11 protein-coding genes and 1 pseudogene are annotated in these 16073 nt (G+C 70.6%); 11 read left to right on the plus strand and 1 reads right to left on the minus strand.

Annotated features, from left to right (window positions below; all coding sequences use genetic code 11):
- Positions 1 to 412: 412 nt before the first annotated feature.
- From xylB to OG385_RS33950, 9 genes are all read left to right on the plus strand, one after another.
- Entirely contained in the window at positions 413 to 1858 is a 1446-nt protein-coding gene (gene xylB, locus OG385_RS33910; RefSeq protein ID WP_266861622.1) for a xylulokinase, read from the plus strand.
- A gap of 135 nt (positions 1859 to 1993) precedes the next feature.
- The gene (locus tag OG385_RS33915; protein ID WP_266861624.1) at positions 1994 to 3571 is read left to right on the plus strand and encodes an APC family permease; all 1578 of its coding nucleotides are present in this window, start codon (positions 1994 to 1996) and stop codon (positions 3569 to 3571) included.
- On the plus strand, positions 3568 to 4584 hold the full coding sequence (locus tag OG385_RS33920; RefSeq protein WP_266861626.1) for an acetamidase/formamidase family protein: 1017 nt from the start codon (positions 3568 to 3570) through the stop codon (positions 4582 to 4584). The genes OG385_RS33915 and OG385_RS33920 overlap by 4 nt, the downstream gene beginning before the upstream one ends.
- 58 nt (positions 4585 to 4642) lie before the next feature.
- The gene (locus tag OG385_RS33925; protein WP_266861628.1) at positions 4643 to 5245 is read left to right on the plus strand and encodes an N-acetylmuramoyl-L-alanine amidase; all 603 of its coding nucleotides are present in this window, start codon (positions 4643 to 4645) and stop codon (positions 5243 to 5245) included.
- A gap of 75 nt (positions 5246 to 5320) precedes the next feature.
- Positions 5321 to 6574: a GAF domain-containing protein gene (locus tag OG385_RS33930; protein ID WP_266861630.1), complete on the plus strand. Its 1254-nt coding sequence runs from the start codon at positions 5321 to 5323 to the stop codon at positions 6572 to 6574.
- A gap of 149 nt (positions 6575 to 6723) precedes the next feature.
- Positions 6724 to 8193 (plus strand): aldehyde dehydrogenase family protein, encoded by a 1470-nt coding sequence (locus tag OG385_RS33935; protein WP_266861632.1) that lies wholly within the window; start codon positions 6724 to 6726, stop codon positions 8191 to 8193.
- Positions 8190 to 9782: an APC family permease gene (locus OG385_RS33940; RefSeq protein WP_266861634.1), complete on the plus strand. Its 1593-nt coding sequence runs from the start codon at positions 8190 to 8192 to the stop codon at positions 9780 to 9782. Before OG385_RS33935 ends, OG385_RS33940 begins: the two co-directional genes overlap by 4 nt.
- Before the next feature lie 99 nt (positions 9783 to 9881).
- Entirely contained in the window at positions 9882 to 11459 is a 1578-nt protein-coding gene (locus OG385_RS33945) for a GMC family oxidoreductase (RefSeq protein WP_266861636.1), read from the plus strand.
- Positions 11460 to 11634: 175 nt separating this feature from the next.
- Positions 11635 to 13158 (plus strand): aldehyde dehydrogenase family protein, encoded by a 1524-nt coding sequence (locus OG385_RS33950; RefSeq protein WP_266861638.1) that lies wholly within the window; start codon positions 11635 to 11637, stop codon positions 13156 to 13158.
- A gap of 332 nt (positions 13159 to 13490) precedes the next feature.
- Here OG385_RS33950 and OG385_RS33955 read toward each other — a convergent pair whose 3' ends face one another.
- Positions 13491 to 13628 (minus strand): hypothetical protein, encoded by a 138-nt coding sequence (locus OG385_RS33955; protein WP_266861640.1) that lies wholly within the window; start codon positions 13626 to 13628, stop codon positions 13491 to 13493.
- A gap of 541 nt (positions 13629 to 14169) precedes the next feature.
- Between OG385_RS33955 and OG385_RS33960 the strand changes: the two genes are divergently transcribed.
- A complete protein-coding gene (locus OG385_RS33960; RefSeq protein WP_266861642.1) occupies positions 14170 to 15654 on the plus strand; it encodes a UDP-N-acetylmuramoyl-L-alanyl-D-glutamate--2,6-diaminopimelate ligase in 1485 nt (494 codons plus the stop codon).
- Between the two features lie 217 nt (positions 15655 to 15871).
- Positions 15872 to 16059: pseudogene (locus OG385_RS33965) on the plus strand (pentachlorophenol monooxygenase); the annotation flags it as partial.
- Positions 16060 to 16073: the final 14 nt, after the last annotated feature.

Genomic DNA, 16073 nt, shown 5'->3' on the forward strand with positions numbered 1-16073 from the left:
TGACCGGGCGGGCAGCGGGAGCGCGGGCTGCTCGGGAGATCGGAGGGGGCGGCCTTGAGGGGAAGTCCGGAGGGGGCAGTCCTGAGGGGAGCGGGGCGTCGGACACCGGCGCACGCGACCATGATCCTTGCGCGCCGGGAACACGGGTCCGCGCACCCGCCCGCCCGGGCGATTGAACGAACAGCCTGACCTGCGGCAACGTAGTCCGGGCCGGTTCAGGGGGGCGGATTGCGGCTGCGCTCCCCCGTCCCGGGTGCACCGATCCGCGGTTCGAGCCGCGGATCGGTCCGCAGTCCGAAAGGTCAACACCGCTCGGCCGACGACCTATTTCGTCATGAGGCCTAACAAATTAGTATCCAGGGCGCCGCCGGAACGCCGGCCGGCGCCCGGCCCCTCAGAGCGGAGCAGATCGATGACAGCACCCGAAGGCCCCCTGGTCATCGGCGTGGACTCCTCCACCCAGTCGACCAAGGCGCTGGTCGTCGACTCCGCGACCGGCGAGGTCGTCGCGCACGGCCAGGCCCCGCACACCGTCACCGGCAACGACGGCGCGCGCGAGAGCGACCCCGAGCAGTGGTGGCGGGCGCTCACCGACGCGCTCCAGCAGTGCGGACCCGCAGCGGTCCGGGCCGCCGCCATCTCGGTCGGCGGACAGCAGCACGGGCTGGTGACCCTGGACGCGGCCGGCCGGCCCGTGCGCCCGGCGATGCTGTGGAACGACGTCCGCTCCGCACCGCAGAGCGAGCGCCTCATCGGGCAGTTGGGAGCCAACACCTGGGCCGGGCGCACCGGGAGCCTGCCGGGGCCTGCGATGACCGTCACCAAGTGGGCCTGGCTGCTGGAGAACGAACCGGACGCGGCCCGCGCCACGGCGGCGGTCCGGCTGCCGCACGACTACCTCACGGAGCGACTCACCGGCCGGGGTACGACCGACCGGGGCGACGCCTCGGGCACCGGCTGGTGGGCCACCGGGACCGAGGCGTACGACGAGGAGATCCTCCAGCTCGCGGGCCTCTCCCCCGACTTGCTGCCCGAGGTCGCGGGTCCGTCGGATGCGGCGGGCACCGTGCGCGCACTGCCCGGTCTGCCGCTCACCCCGGGCACCGTGGTGGCGCCGGGCACCGGTGACAACGCCGCGGCGGCGCTGGGCCTCGGGCTGCGCCCCGGCCGGCCCGTGCTCAGCCTCGGCACCTCGGGCACGGTGTACGCGGTGTCGCGGCAGCGGCCCGTCGACCCCTCGGGCACGGTCTCCGGTTTCGCCGACGCGCGGAGCGACTGGCTGCCGCTGGCCTGCACCCTCAACTGCACCCTGGCGGTCGACCGGATCGCCACGCTGCTCCAGCTCGACCGGGAGGCCGTCGAGGCGGGCGGCGGCTCCGTGGTGCTGCCCTTCCTCGGTGGCGAACGCACCCCTCATCTCCCGCACGCCGCAGGCCTGATGTACGGGCTGCGCCACGACACGACAGGCGGCCAGCTGCTCCAGGCCGCCTACGACGGCGCGGTCTACGCGCTGCTCGCCGCCCTGGACCGGGTCCTGGACCAGGACGCGGACCCCGGAGCGCCGCTGCTGCTGATCGGCGGCGGTGCCCAGGGCGCCGCCTGGCGGGAGACCGTACGGCGGTTGTCGGGGCGGCCCGTCCAGGTGCCCGTGGCGAAGGAGCTGGTGGCGCTGGGCGCGGCGGCCCAGGCGGCGGGGCTGCTGCTCGGCGAGGACGCCACCGAGGTCGCACGCCGGTGGGACACCGCGCGGGGCCCCCGGTACGCGCCGCTCGCCGTGGACGAACCGGCTCTGCACCGGATCGGGGCCACGCTCTCGGACGCGGACGCACTGCTGCGCGGGAAGGAGCACCGCGAGTGACGGTCCCGTGCGCCGGCCGTACGGAACAACTCCCTTACGGTGCGGGCGCATCGGCCCCTTCCTCCCCTCCCGCGTCTGCCCGTACGGTATGGCGCGCGGGGCTCGTGCCGGTCGACAGACACCAGGAGTCGGAGAATGCCGAGAGAACCGGGAGAGCCGGGAGGACCAGGAGAACCAGCTCCAGGGCTGCGACGCGACGCCATCGGGCTGCGCGAGGTCCTCTTCCAGAGCATCACCGCCATGGCTCCCGCGGCGGCCGTCGCGGCGTCGATCCCGTCGGGCGCCGCGTTCGCGGGCGGCAGCCTGCCGCTGTCGGTGCTGGTGGCGCTGGTCGCCTGTCTGTTCACCGCTTCGTGCGTCGCAGAGCTGGCACGGCAACTGCCCGCCGCTGGCTCGGTCGCGACGTACTCCGCGCAGGGCCTGCACCCGGCGGTCGGCTTCCTGGTCGGCTGGGGTTATGTCTTCGTCGAGGCGCTGGTGCCCGCCCTGCTGCTGCTCCAGCTCGGCTTCACCACGGCGGGCACCCTGCACCAGGAGTGGCCCTCGTACCCGACGGCCCTGTGGTGGCCGTGGTCCCTGGCCGGAGCGGTGATCATCGCCCTGGCCGGGTTCTACGGTGTCCGGGCATCGGCCCGCTTCGGCACGGTGCTCGGCGTCTTCGAGGTGCTTGTCCTGCTGGTCTTCGCCGTACTGCTGATCGTGAAGGCCGGGGACGCCAACACCCTTTCGGTGTTCGGCACTTCCCACACCGCTCATGGCTACACCGGGGTCGGCGGTGTCTTCGCCGGGTCCGTCTACACGGTGCTGGCCTTCTCCGGGTTCGAGGCGGCCGCGCCGCTCGCCGAGGAGGCACGCGATCCGCGGCGCACCATGCGGCGGGCGGTCCTCGGTGCGGCGCTCGCGATCGGTCTGTTCTACGTCCTGACCACCTATGCGATGTCCGTGTACTTCGGCCCCGACCGGTTCGCCGGGTTCGGCGTTTCGGGTGCCGCGTCCTGGGAGGGCGTGGCGCGCGCCTCGTTCGGGCTCTTCTGGGTGCTGCTCTTCCTCGCGATCGTCAACTCGACCGTCGCCAACGCCAACGCGTGCGCGAACGTGTCGACGCGGACCGCCTTCGCGCTGGGGCGGATCGGCGTGTTCCCGCGCCGGTTCGCCCGTGTCCATCCGCGCCACCGCTCCCCGGTCACCGGGGTCGCCGTGCAGTTCGCCGTCGCGGTGGCCGCGGTGCTCGGACTCGGTCTCGCGTACGGCCCGGAGACCGCTTTCGCGCTGCTCGCCACGGTCATCGTCACGGTGGTCATCGGCGTGTACATCGTCGTCAATCTGGCTTGCGCGGGATACTTCCTGCGGCGCAGGCGCGACCTGTTCCGCCCGGTGCCGCATCTGCTCTTCCCGGTGCTGGGCATCGCCGCCTTCGTCCCCGCGCTCCTGACGGCGGCCGGGATCCCGGCCTTCGACTTCGTCTCCACGCTGAAGCCGCCCGTCTCGTACGCGGGGCCGGTCGTCGGCGGCTGGATGCTGGCCGGCGTGGTGGTGCTGGCCGTGCTGGTGCGCAGGCATCCCGGGCGGCTCGCGGAGACGGGCCGGGTGCATCTGGACGGGCCGCCGGACCCCGCCGGAGTCCACAGTCCGCAGGAGAGCGGCGCCCCGACCGGGAAGGGCGCCGCCATGACCGGCAACACAACCGATGAGACAGGAGAGTTACCCGCATGACTGATCCGCGCATCCTGACGGTGCGGCCCGGCGAGGGAGAGTACGCCTGGACGTTCGGCGGGGCGGCCCCGGTGGCACGCATCGCGCCCGGCACCGTCCTTGATCTGTTCACCGAGGACTGCTTCGCCGGCCGGGTGCGGTCGGAGAAGGACCTGGTGTCCGAGGTTTGCGAGTTCCCCTTCCTCAACCCGCAGACGGGCCCCTTCCACATCGAGGGCGCCGAGCCCGGCGACACGGTGGCCGTGCACTTCGTATCGGTCGAACCGGCCCGCGACTGGGCCGCGTCGACGACCGTCCCGCTCTTCGGCGCGCTGACCTCCACCCACACGACGGCCACCCTGCAGCCACCGCTGCCCGAGGTCGTCTGGATGTGGGAGCTGGACCGGGAGCGGCGCACCTGCCTCTTCCGGGCGCGCGACAGCGACTTCGAGATCGCCCTGCCGATGGACCCGATGCACGGCACGGTCGGGGTGGCCCCGGCCAATCTGGAGGTGCGCTCCGCGCTGGTGCCCGACGCGCACGGCGGGAACATGGACACCCCGGAGATGCGCGCGGGCGTCACCTGCTACCTCGGGGTGAACGTCGAGGGCGCGCTGCTCAGCCTCGGTGACGGGCACGCCAGGCAGGGTGAGGGCGAGACCTGCGGGGTGGCCGTGGAGTGCGCCATGAATACCGTCGTCGTGGTCGAACTCCTGAAGGGCGTGGCGACGCCGTGGCCCCGGCTGGAGTCGGACACCCATCTGATGTCGACCGGCTCGGCCCGCCCGCTGGAGGACGCCTTCCGGATATCGCAACTGGACCTGGTGCAGTGGCTGTCACGCGACTACGGGCTGTCCGAACTGGACGCGTACCAGCTCCTCTCCCAGGCGGGCGAGGCCCCGCTCGCCAACGTCTGCGACGCCAACTACACCTGTGTCGCGAAGATCCGCAAGGAATGGCTGCCGTCCGGAGAACCGCACCGCGGTCTGCACCGTCATCTCAGGGAGACGGCTGCGGTACTCCCCCGGCCCTGACCTCAGCCTGACCGCACCGCCACAGACGTACCCGTTCCCCCCACCCCAGGAGAGCCAGATGGCACGCAACGGATCAGGTCCCAGCCGCAGACGGCTGCTGCAGAGCGCGGCGCTCGTGGCCACCGCGAGCATCCTGCTGCCCGCGACCGACGCAGAGGCCGAGAGCGCGTCGGACACCGACTACCCGACCGCCCACTGGATGCCCGCATCCACCGCCAACTACACGGCGTCCACCCGTCCGTCGGCGTACAAGATCGACCGGGTGGTCATCCACGTCACCCAGGAGACCTTCACCAACACCCTGGCCATCTTCCGGGATCCGGCGAAGGCGGTCACCGCCCACTATGTGGTCCGCTCGTCCGACGGATACATCGCCCAGTGCGTCCGGGAGCACGACATCGCCTGGCACGCCGGGAACTGGGACTACAACACCCGCAGTATCGGCATCGAGCACGAGGGCTGGGTCGACAAGCCCGAGTACTTCACCGACGCCCTGTACGAGAAGTCGGCGGCGCTCACCGCGTCCGTCTGCGACCGGTACTCGATCCCCAAGGACCGCACCCACATCATCGGGCATGTCGAGGTCCCGGGCACCGACCACACGGACCCCGGTCCGCACTGGGACTGGGTCCGCTACCTGCGGCTGGTCAACCTCGCCTGACAGGACGCTTGCCCGGTCCCGCCGCCGGGGCGACGATGGCCGTGTCCGGTGCACCGCAGGGCCGGGGAGGCCGAGTTGACCGACACATGGGTGGCTCTGGAGGCAGGGGCCGATCCCGCGCGGCGCCGCAGGGCGCTGCGCGGAGCGTACGAGTCGTTCGCGGCCGCGGGGCGGGTCGAGCGCCCCGTGCGGGCCGTGGTCGCGGAGTCCTGGCGGCGCTCGGCCCGCGCACGGGTCAGCCGCGAGGGGACGGCGCACGTCGAGCTGTCCGACGACGGGCTCGCCGCGTACCGGGACAGCCATCCGCTGGCCCGGGTGATGCCGCTGTTCCGCGAGCTGATGGGTGCCTACGCGATGGACGGCGAGCATCTGCTTGCGGTGTGCGACGCACATGGGCGGCTGCTCTGGGTGGAGGGGCACGCGACACCCCGCAGACAGGCGGGGCTGATGAACTTCGTACCGGGGGCGCGCTGGGCGGAGGCGGCGACCGGGACCAACGCGCCCGGCACCGCCATCGCCGTGGACCGTCCCGTGCAGGTCTTCGCGGCCGAGCACTTCCAGCGGCCCGTCCACCCGTGGACCTGTGCCGCGGCGCCGGTCCACGATCCGGGCACCGGGCGGCTGCTGGGCGCCGTGGACATCACCGGCGGCGACCGGCTCGCCCATCCGCACAGCCTGGCCTTCGTCAGCGCGGTCGCACGGGCCGCCGAATCGCAGCTCGCACTGCTCGCGCCACCGCCCTCAGCCGGATCCGTCCAGCTGTCGGTGCTCGGGCGGGACGCGGCACTGCTCGTGGTGGGCGGCCTCAAGTACGGGCTCAGCCGACGGCACAGTGAGATCCTCACGGTGCTCGCCCAGCACCCGGAAGGCGTCACCGGGGACGAACTGCTCGTCGAGCTGTACGAGGACGAGACGGTCACCCCGGTCACTCTGCGCGCGGAGCTGTTCCGGCTGCGCGGGCTGCTCGGCCCTGAGCTGCTGCGGTCGCGTCCCTACCGGCTGGCCGATCCCGTCGACACGGACTTCGCGGGGGTGGCACGGCTGCTGGCGTCCGGGGCAGTGACCTCGGCGATGAACGCGTACGCCGGTCCGCTGCTGCCCGCGTCGCGGGCGCCCGCGGTGGTCCGGCTGCGCCGGCGGCTCGCCGACCAGCTGCGGGAGGCACTGATCGCACGCGGGGATCCGGGGCTGCTCGCTGACTGGGCGTACAGCCCGTGGGGCGAGGACGACCTCCCCGTCTGGCGGGCGCTCGCCACCGCGCTGCCCGCCCGGCAGCGGTCGTCCGCCGTGTCGCGGGTGCGCGAACTGGACTCCTGGCAGGGTTCCTGACCACTGCTCGCTTCCCCCGGCTGCCTCGCCCGTACTGCGCGGAGGCCCGGTGCTCCCTACTGTCGGTTGGTAAAGCACTGTCGGTCGGTAAAGAACCGCCGACGGAGTGTCCACGCGCAAGCCGGACGCCCAAAACCGGAGGAGTCCACATGCCTGAGCTTTTCATCGGCGGGACCTGGACGGCCGCCGCTGACGGGGGGCTCCGCGAGATCCACTGCCCCGCCGACGGCACGCTGGTGGCGACGGTCGACGAGGCGGGTCCGAGTGACGCGTCGGCGGCGATCGCCGCGGCGCGTGAGGCGTTCGACAACGGTCCGTGGCCCGCCACCCCGGCCGCCGAGCGGGGTGCCCTGCTGCTGCGGGTCGCCGCCCTGATCGAACGCGACCAGGACACGCTCGCCCGCGCCGAGTCCCTGGACACCGGGAAGCGGCTCGTGGAGAGCGAGTACGACATGGCGGACATCGCCAACTGCTTCCGCTACTTCGGCAATCTCGTGGCGGCCGGCGGCACCGACCGGGTGGTCGACACCGGGGACCCCGGTGTCGACAGCCGGATCGTGCACGAACCTGTCGGTGTGTGCGCGCTGATCACCCCCTGGAACTATCCGCTGCTGCAGACCGCGTGGAAGGTCGCGCCGGCGCTCGGCGCCGGCAACACCTTCGTACTGAAGCCGAGCGAACTGACCCCGCACACCGCCATCTTCCTGATGCGGCTGCTGACCGAGGCCGGGCTGCCGGACGGGGCGGCGAATCTCGTCCTGGGCACCGGACCGGCCGTGGGCGCACCCCTCACCGAGGACCCGCGGGTCGACATGGTGTCCTTCACCGGCGGGCTGGTCACCGGACGCCGCATCATGGCCGCCGCGGCCCCCACCGTGAAGAAGATCGCCCTGGAACTCGGCGGCAAGAACCCCAACATCGTCTTCGCTGACGCGGAGTACGAGAGCGCCGTGGACTATGCCCTGACCGCCGTGTTCCTCCACTCGGGCCAGGTCTGCTCGGCCGGCGCACGGCTGCTCGTCCAGGACGAGCTGCACGACCGGTTCATCGAGGACGTGGTGGCCGGGGCGCGGGCCATCCCACTGGGCGGCCCCTTCGACGAGAGCGCGCGGACCGGTCCGCTGATCTCGGCGGCCCACCGCGAGAAGGTGGAGGCCTATGTGGCGGCCGGCATCGCCGAGGGCGCGGTGCTCCGGTGCGGGGGCGCACGGCCGGAGGACCGGGCGCTGGACTCCGGTTTCTACTACCTGCCGACGGTGCTGGACGAGTGCACCCCGGGGATGTCCGTGGTGCGTGACGAGTCGTTCGGCCCGGTCCTGACCGTCGAGCGGTTCCGCGACGAGGACGAAGCCGTCGCTCTCGCCAATGACACGGTCTACGGGCTGTCCGGCGGGGTCTGGTCCCAGGACGTCGGCCGGGCCCACCGGGTGGCGTCCCGGCTGCGGGCGGGCACCGTGTGGATCAACGACTTCCAGCCGTACGTACCGCAGGCCGAGTGGGGCGGAATGAAGCAGTCCGGTTTCGGGCGCGAGCTGGGCCCCGCAGGGCTCGCCGAGTATCAGGAGGCCAAGCACGTGTGGCGCAATCTGTCACCGCGTCCGCTGAGGTGGTTCGAGTGAACCGGAAGGGCGCCGGCGGATCCGGCGGGGACGGCACCGCGCCGGATCCCGGGAGCGAGGCCCGCACGCAGAGCCAGGACGACGACGACTCGCTCTCGGCGTTCGGCTACAAACCCGAACTCAAGCGCACCCTCGGCAACTTCCACACCTTCGCCGCCGGGATCAGCTACATCTCGATCCTCACCGGTACCTTCCAGCTGTTCTACTTCGGTGTCAGCTTCGGCGGGCCCGCCTACTGGTGGTCGTGGCCGATGGTCTTCATCGGCCAGCTGATGGTGGCCCTCTGTTTCTGCGAGCTGGCCGCCCGGTACCCGGTGGCGGGCTCGGTCTACAACTGGGCGAAGAAGCTCGGCGGCCCGCACATCGGTTGGCTCGGCGGCTGGATGATGCTGACCGCGACGATGGTGTCGCTGGCTGCCGTGGCACTCGCGTACCAGATCACGCTGCCGCAGATCTCGTCGACCTTCCAGTTCGTCGGGAACGGCAGCGGCAAGACCGACGCGGCGGAGAACGCCGTCCTGCTGGGCAGCGTCCTGATCCTCTTCACCACCCTGGTGAACGCCTTCGGGGTCAAGCTGATGGCCAGGATCAACTCCGCCGGTGTCATGGTCGAGCTGATCGCGGCCGTCGTCCTGATCATCCTGCTGGCCGCGCACATCACCCGGGGGCCCTCCGCCATCACCCAGACGTACGGCATCGGTTCGGGGCAGACCCTGGGCTACCTCCGGGCGTTCCTGACCGCTTCACTCGCCTCCGCGTATGTGATGTACGGCTTCGACACGGCGTCCTCGCTCGGCGAGGAGAGCGTGGATCCCAGCCGGAACGCCCCGCGGGCGATTCTGCGGGCCCTGTTCTTCTCCTTCCTGCTCGGCGGGCTCATCCTGCTGTTCGCGCTGCTGGCCGTGCCCAGCCTGACCTCGAAGAAGCTGGCCACGGACGGTCTGCAGTACGTGGTGCTCTCCACGCTCGGCTCGACGATCGGCCAGATCGTGCTGTGGTGCGTGGTCATCGCCATCACCGTCTGCGAGCTCGCGGTGCACGCGGCGGGCATCCGGCTGGCGTTCGCGATGGCCCGCGACAACTGTCTGCCGGCTTCGTCACTGCTCGCCCGGGTCAGCCCGCGCTTCAAGACCCCGGTCCTTCCGGCGATCATCATCGGCATCGTCGGTGTCGTGATCCTGGTGATCAACATCAACCAGCCGCAGATCTTCTCGGTGATCACGAGTATCGCGATCATCATGATCTACGTGGCGTATCTGCTGGTCACCACCCCGATGCTGATCCGGCGTCTGCGCGGTACCTGGGAGCCCGCCGAAGGGCGCTTCACGCTCGGCCGGTTCGGACTCCCCGTCAACATCTTCGCCGTGCTGTGGGGCTTCGGTATGTCGCTCAACCTCGCCTGGCCGCGCAGCGCCGTCTACAACGCGACGGGCCCGCACCACTGGTATCTCCAGTGGGGTGCGTTCGTCTTCATCGGGATCGTCGGCGGCGGCGGGTTCGCGTACTACTGGTTCATCCAGCGCAAGAAGACCGGCGTACTGGACGCGCACCGCGCCGTCCTGGAGACCCCGGAGCCGCCCGGCGTCTGAACCAGCCGCCCCCCCTGCACCACTGCCCCCTTGCACCACTGCCCCCACCAGTCCTTTCTCTCCTCCTCCCCCCGCCGGAACCCCTGATCTGGAGCAGCCATGTCCGAGGAAACGCCCGAGCGCCCCGACGCCAGCCGGGCATACGACTACGTGGTGGTGGGCGGCGGTACCGCGGGCGCGGTCGTCGCCGCCCGGCTGAGTGAGGACCCCGCGGTCACCGTGTGCGTACTGGAGGCCGGTCCGTCGGACGCGGGCGACGACAACGTGCTGCGGCTCGACCGCTGGATGGCCCTGCTGGAGTCCGGGTACGACTGGGACTACCCGGTGGAGCCGCAGGAGAACGGCAACAGCTTCATGCGGCACGCCCGGGCCAAGGTGCTGGGCGGCTGCTCGTCGCACAACTCCTGCATCGCCTTCTGGGCACCGGCCGAGGACCTCGACGAGTGGGGCGCGCTCGGCTGTACGGGATGGAGCGCGGCGGACTGCTTCCCGCTCTACCGGCGGCTGGAGAGCAATGACGCGCCGGGTGACCACCACGGCCGCTCGGGTCCTGTGACCATCCGTACCGTTCCGCCGGCCGACCCCTGCGGTGCGGCGCTGCTGGACGCGTGCGAGGAGGCCGGGATTCCCCGTACGCCCTTCAACACGGGGACGACCGTGGTGCGCGGGGCGCACTGGTTCCAGATCAACGCCCGTGCGGACGGCACCCGTTCGTCGGCTTCGGTGTCCTATCTGCACCCGGTGCTCGCCGACCGGCCGAATCTGGAGATCCGGACCGGCCTCCAGGCCAAGCGGCTGCTCTTCGACGCGGACCAGCGGTGCACCGGGGTGGAGTACCTGGAGCCCGACACGATCCACAGCGGCTCGGTGACCGCGCGCCGCGAGGTGATCGTCAGCTGCGGGGCCATCGACTCGCCGAAGCTGCTGATGCTGTCGGGCATCGGACCGGCCGGGCATCTGCGCGAGAGCGGGGTCGGCGTACGGGTGGACTCCCCCGGTGTCGGCTCCCATCTCCAGGACCACCCGGAGGGCGTGATCATGTGGGAGGCGAAGCAGCCCATGGTCACCTCCTCCACCCAGTGGTGGGAGATCGGCATCTTCTCCGACACCGAACCGGATCTGGACCGGCCCGACCTGATGTTCCACTACGGCTCGGTGCCCTTCGACATGAACACCTACCGGCGCGGCTATCCGACGACGGACAACGCGTTCTGCCTCACACCGAACGTCACCCGGGCCCGCTCGATGGGCACGGTCCGTCTGCGTACCCGTGACTTCCGCGACAAGCCCCGCGTCGATCCGCGCTACTTCACCGACGAGCACGACATCCGGGTGATGACCTACGGGCTGCGGCTGGCACGGAAGATCGTCTCCCAGCCCGCGATGGCCGAATGGGCCGGTACGGAACTGGCGCCGGGGGCCGCCGCACGCTCCGACGACGAGCTGTTCGCGTACATCCGCGAGACCCACAACACCGTCTACCACCCGGCGGGCACCGTCCGGATGGGTGCGGCCGACGACCCGGACTCCCCCCTCGACCCGCAGCTGCGGGTGAAGGGTGTCACCGGGCTGCGGGTGGCCGACGCGTCGGTCATGCCGTTCCTGCCGACGGTGAATCCCTGCATCACCACCATGATGATCGGCGAGAAGTGCGCCGACATGATCAAGGGCGGCTGATCGGAGGGCGGTTGATCAGGGGGCGGTCGATCAGGGTCCGGCCCGCCGCGACGCAGGCCCGCGCGGTCGCGCACACTCCCCCGCCGTCGCAACGTGGTTGCAACGTCGTGGTCCCTACCCTCGGCTCCGAGCGCCGTCCAACGGCGGGCGGCGCGGATTCCGGGAGGCCACTGACATGACCCGTTACGCAGCACCGGGCACCGAGGGCGCGATCGTCTCGTACGAGTCGCGCTACGACCACTGGATCGGCGGGGAGTTCGTCCCGCCCGCCCGCGGGCAGTACTTCGAGAATCCGAGCCCGGTCAACGGCAGGCCGTTCACCGAGATCGCCCGCGGCACCGCCGAGGATGTCGAGCGCGCCCTGGACGCGGCACACGCCGCGGCCCCCGGCTGGGGCCGGACCGCGGCAGGTGACCGGGCCACGGTCCTCAACCGGATCGCCGACCGGATGGAAGCGCACCTGGAGGAGCTGGCGGTCGCCGAGAGCTGGGAGAACGGCAAGCCGGTCCGCGAGACGCTGGCCGCCGACATCCCGCTGGCCATCGACCACTTCCGCTATTTCGCCGGCGCGCTGCGCGCCCAGGAGGGCACGCTCAGCGAGCTCGACGACGACACCGTCGCGTACCACTTCCATGAGCCGCTCGGCGTGGTCGGCCAGATCATCCCGTGGAACTTCCCCATCCTGATGGCGACGTGGAAACTCGCACCGGCTCTGGCCGCGGGGAACGCGGTGGTCCTCAAGCCCGCCGAACAGACCCCGGCCTCCATCCACTTCTGGATGAGTCTGATCTCCGATCTGCTGCCGGCCGGTGTGGTCAACATCGTCAACGGCTTCGGTTCGGAGGCGGGCAGGCCGCTGGCGTCGAGTCCGCGGGTCGCGAAGATCGCGTTCACCGGCGAGACCACGACCGGGCGGCTGATCATGCAGTACGCCTCCGAGAACATCAAGCCGGTCACGCTCGAACTCGGTGGCAAGTCACCGAACATCTTCTTCGACGACGTGTGGTCGGCGGACGACGACTTCCGCGACAAGGCACTCGAAGGCTTCACGATGTTCGCGCTCAACCAGGGCGAGGTGTGCACCTGTCCTTCGCGTGCGCTGATCCAGCGCGGTCACTACAGCGAGTTCCTGGAGGCGGGCATCGCCCGCACCCAGCAGATCCTGCCGGGGCACCCGCTGGACACGGACACGATGATCGGCGCCCAGGCGTCCAACGACCAGCTGCAGAAGATCCTTTCGTATCTGGACATCGGCCAGCAGGAAGGCGCGAAGATCCTCACGGGCGGACAGCGGATCGAGTACGACGGTGAACTGGCCGGCGGATACTACGTACAGCCGACGATCTTCGAGGGCGACAACAGGATGCGGGTCTTCCAGGAGGAGATCTTCGGCCCGGTCGTCGCCGTCACATCCTTCTCCGACTTCGACGACGCGATCAGCACGGCGAACGACACGCTGTACGGACTCGGCGCGGGCGTATGGACCCGGGACATGAACACCGCGTACCGCGCGGGCCGCGCCATCCAGGCGGGCCGTGTCTGGACGAACTGCTACCACGCCTACCCCGCGCACGCGGCCTTCGGCGGGTACAAGCAGTCCGGTATCGGGCGGGAGAACCACCGGATGATGCTTGACCACTACCAGCAGACGAAGAACCTGCTGGTGAGCTACTCCCCGAAGAAGCTGGGCTTCTTCTAGAGCCTCAAGCTGCCCCCTTGCGTCGCGGTCGCCGCGGTCGCCATCGAGTGAATGCGTGTCGAGGTGACCGCTCTCGCCGCCTCGTCGTAGCCGCCCGCCCTCTGATGTTCACCGGGCCCTCAGGAACACTGTGCGGGCGTACGCGTCGAAGGCGCCTGACCTGGCCCTTTGCCCGTCAGGCGCCTTTCGCGCACAGGAGCCTCGTTGGCTCCGGTCCAACGCTGGAAGAGCTCGCTGCTCGGTTCCTGGAATGAGGCCTGCCGACGGGGATGGAGACGGCCCATGAACGCGTTACGCTGATGCGATTGCCGCGTCCTACGCGGCGGGTTGTCTCAGGCTTCGCGTACGTACACGGTCGGTTTGTGGCCGTTCTGCGCCTGCTGCGCTCGTTCGGCCATCATTCCCGCGAACGTTTCGAGCCGGGAGGTGGCGAACGCCTGGTCGTCGGTGTCAGTGCCGGTGATTGTCATGATGACCGTGCCGACACGCAGCACCGTGTAGACGCCACCTGGACCATTGGTGCCGGCGGGAGAGGACCAGGCCGACCTCTCGTCACCGATCGCGACTCCGGTTCCGCCGAGACGACACACCCACCATCCAAGATCAGGGCGGCACTTCGGGAGATCGCCCGCCCGGCCGGACGTACACTCCCTACATGGGTCGCACATGTGCAGTGAGGGAGTGCCGGTTTCAGGCCGCTCATGCCCTGTGTCCGGCCGCCGCACATGCGACAGCCGTCAATCCGGTGAACATGCCGGCGGCCTGCTGCCGCGCGCTGCACGGCCACGGCTAGCGATTCCGGGCAGTTCTCAGCGCTGATCTCGGCTTGATCGTTCCGCCTTGCTGTCTGCGGAACCCGTTCCCCGCCTCTCCCCCCTCCTTCTCCTCTGCCACCGCACTGTGGCTGTCCTCGCCCCAATCTCCTGCTCCGTCACTCCTTGGCGCCCTGTGCGCCACCTGCGCGCCGACTGCCGGACGACCGGCAGCCGGTGCATTTCCGAGAGGACCCCTGTGAAGTTGAGCGAGCTGCTCGCCGGGCACGACCATGAAGTCCTTGCGGGCGATCCGGAGACGAGGATCACCGCGGGCGCGTGCTTCGACGCTCACCGCGCCGCTCCGGGATCCCTCTTCATCGCGGTACCCGGTCACCGCGAGGGTGGCCCGGAGTCGGTCGGACCGGCTGTCGCACGCGGCGCGGTGGCGGTACTCGTCGACTCCGCGGCACCACCACTTCCGGCCCCGACCTGGGCGTCGGACGCGGGCGTGTGCGTCGTGGCGGTGCCGGACACGCGCAAGGCGGCTGCGGCCGTCGCCTCCCGGTACCACGGCGAGCCCGGACGGCAGATGGACATGGTGGCCGTCACCGGCACCAACGGGAAGACGTCGGTCTCGTACATGGTCGAGTCGGTGCTGAGGATCGCCGAGCGCGCCAGGGTGGGGGTCATCGGGACGGCGGGCAGCCGGATCGGCGACGAGCTGATTCCGATGCCCAGGTCGGTACTGACGACCCCGGAGTCGCCGGACTTCCAGTATCTGCTCGGGTGCATGCGCGACCGCGGTGTCGCCACCGTCGTGCTGGAGGCCACGTCGATGGGTCTGCTGACGCACCGTCTGGACCACTCATTCATCGACGTAGGGGTGTTCACCAACCTGACGCAGGATCACCTGGACGACCACGGCACCATGGAGAACTACCGGGACGCCAAACTCCGTCTGTTCCAGGGACTGTGCCGGCGTGCGGTGGTCAACGCCGACGATCCGCTCGGAGCGGCCATCGGGGCGATGATGCCCGGCGCGGCCGTCACGTACGGCATCGACGCAGAGGCGGACTACCGGGCGACCGACCTCACCATGGACGCGGTCGGCACCCGCTTCACCCTGCACCACGCCGGCCACAAGTATCCGGCCGCGATCCCCCATCCCGGACGGTTCTCCGTCTCCAACGCACTGGCCACTGTCGCCGCCTGCCACCTCATCGGGCACGATCTGGCCGGACTGGTCGACGCACTTGAGCTGATGCCCCCGATCCCGGGAAGGTTCGAACGCTACGAGACCCCGGACGGCACATCCGTCATCGTGGACTACGCACACTCACCGGACTCGCTGGAGAAGGTGCTGACCACCATCCGCGGCTACGTTTCGGGCCGGGTCATCACCGTCTTCGGCTGTGGCGGGGACCGGGACGTCACCAAACGCGCCCCGATGGGGAAGATCGCCGGCACCTACTCCGATCTGTGCGTCCTGACCTCGGACAACCCCAGGAACGAAGACCCCCGGGCGATCATGGACCAGATCGTCCCGGGTTTGATGGCGAGCGGCACCACCTTCGAGCGGTTCGCCGACCGCCGCCGGGCGATCTCCTTCGCCCTGTCCGCCGCCGGGGACGGCGACATCGTCCTGATCGCGGGCAAGGGCAGCGAGCCCTACCAGATCGTCAACGAAGAGCTGCTCCCGTTCAGCGACATGGCGACGGTACGGGAACTCGCCACGCGGTAGGGGCCCGGCCCGGCTCGACGCCCGGCCGGCTGCGGCGCGCTGTGACGGGCGTCGGCAAGGGGCCGTCTGCCGCGCAAGCGGAGCAGGCCCGAGCACGGCCGGGGTGCGGCCGCCCAGGTCCCGTGCACGGCTCACCGTCCGCGTGCTCCGGGGCGACGATGGCGGGGAGACCGGTCCTGGGCACAGGCTGGAGCGCCGTTCCGCTGCGCGGCCAGCTGATCTGGACTGGGATCTGCCGTACGGGTACGGCGTACGGTCCAGCCATCTGGCCGACGACGGCTCGATGACCTGCTGGTCCGTATCCCGCTGCCCGCAACGGGCCGCTACCGGATGTCGGCGCTGGACCCGCCCGACTCTCCACCCGAACGGCCGGCACCGCGCCCTGCCCGCCTCTCCCGGATGCGCTGATCCTCCGTCTT

The sequence above is a fragment of the Streptomyces sp. NBC_01306 genome (assembly GCF_026340465.1).
Taxonomy (GTDB): Bacteria; Actinomycetota; Actinomycetes; order Streptomycetales; family Streptomycetaceae; genus Streptomyces.

Bases quoted from the DNA above. Each gene is read 5' to 3' on its own strand.
- OG385_RS33915 (WP_266861624.1), top strand. From the start codon at position 1,994: ATGCCGAGAGAACCGGGAGAGCCGGGAGGACCAGGAGAACCAGCTCCA.
- OG385_RS33920 (WP_266861626.1), top strand. From the start codon at position 3,568: ATGACTGATCCGCGCATCCTGACGGTGCGGCCCGGCGAGGGAGAGTAC.
- OG385_RS33945 (WP_266861636.1), top strand. From the start codon at position 9,882: ATGTCCGAGGAAACGCCCGAGCGCCCCGACGCCAGCCGGGCATACGAC.
- OG385_RS33955 (WP_266861640.1), bottom strand. From the start codon at position 13,628: ATGACAATCACCGGCACTGACACCGACGACCAGGCGTTCGCCACCTCC.
- OG385_RS33950 (WP_266861638.1), top strand. From the start codon at position 11,635: ATGACCCGTTACGCAGCACCGGGCACCGAGGGCGCGATCGTCTCGTAC.
- xylB (WP_266861622.1), top strand. From the start codon at position 413: ATGACAGCACCCGAAGGCCCCCTGGTCATCGGCGTGGACTCCTCCACC.
- OG385_RS33935 (WP_266861632.1), top strand. From the start codon at position 6,724: ATGCCTGAGCTTTTCATCGGCGGGACCTGGACGGCCGCCGCTGACGGG.
- OG385_RS33925 (WP_266861628.1), top strand. From the start codon at position 4,643: ATGGCACGCAACGGATCAGGTCCCAGCCGCAGACGGCTGCTGCAGAGC.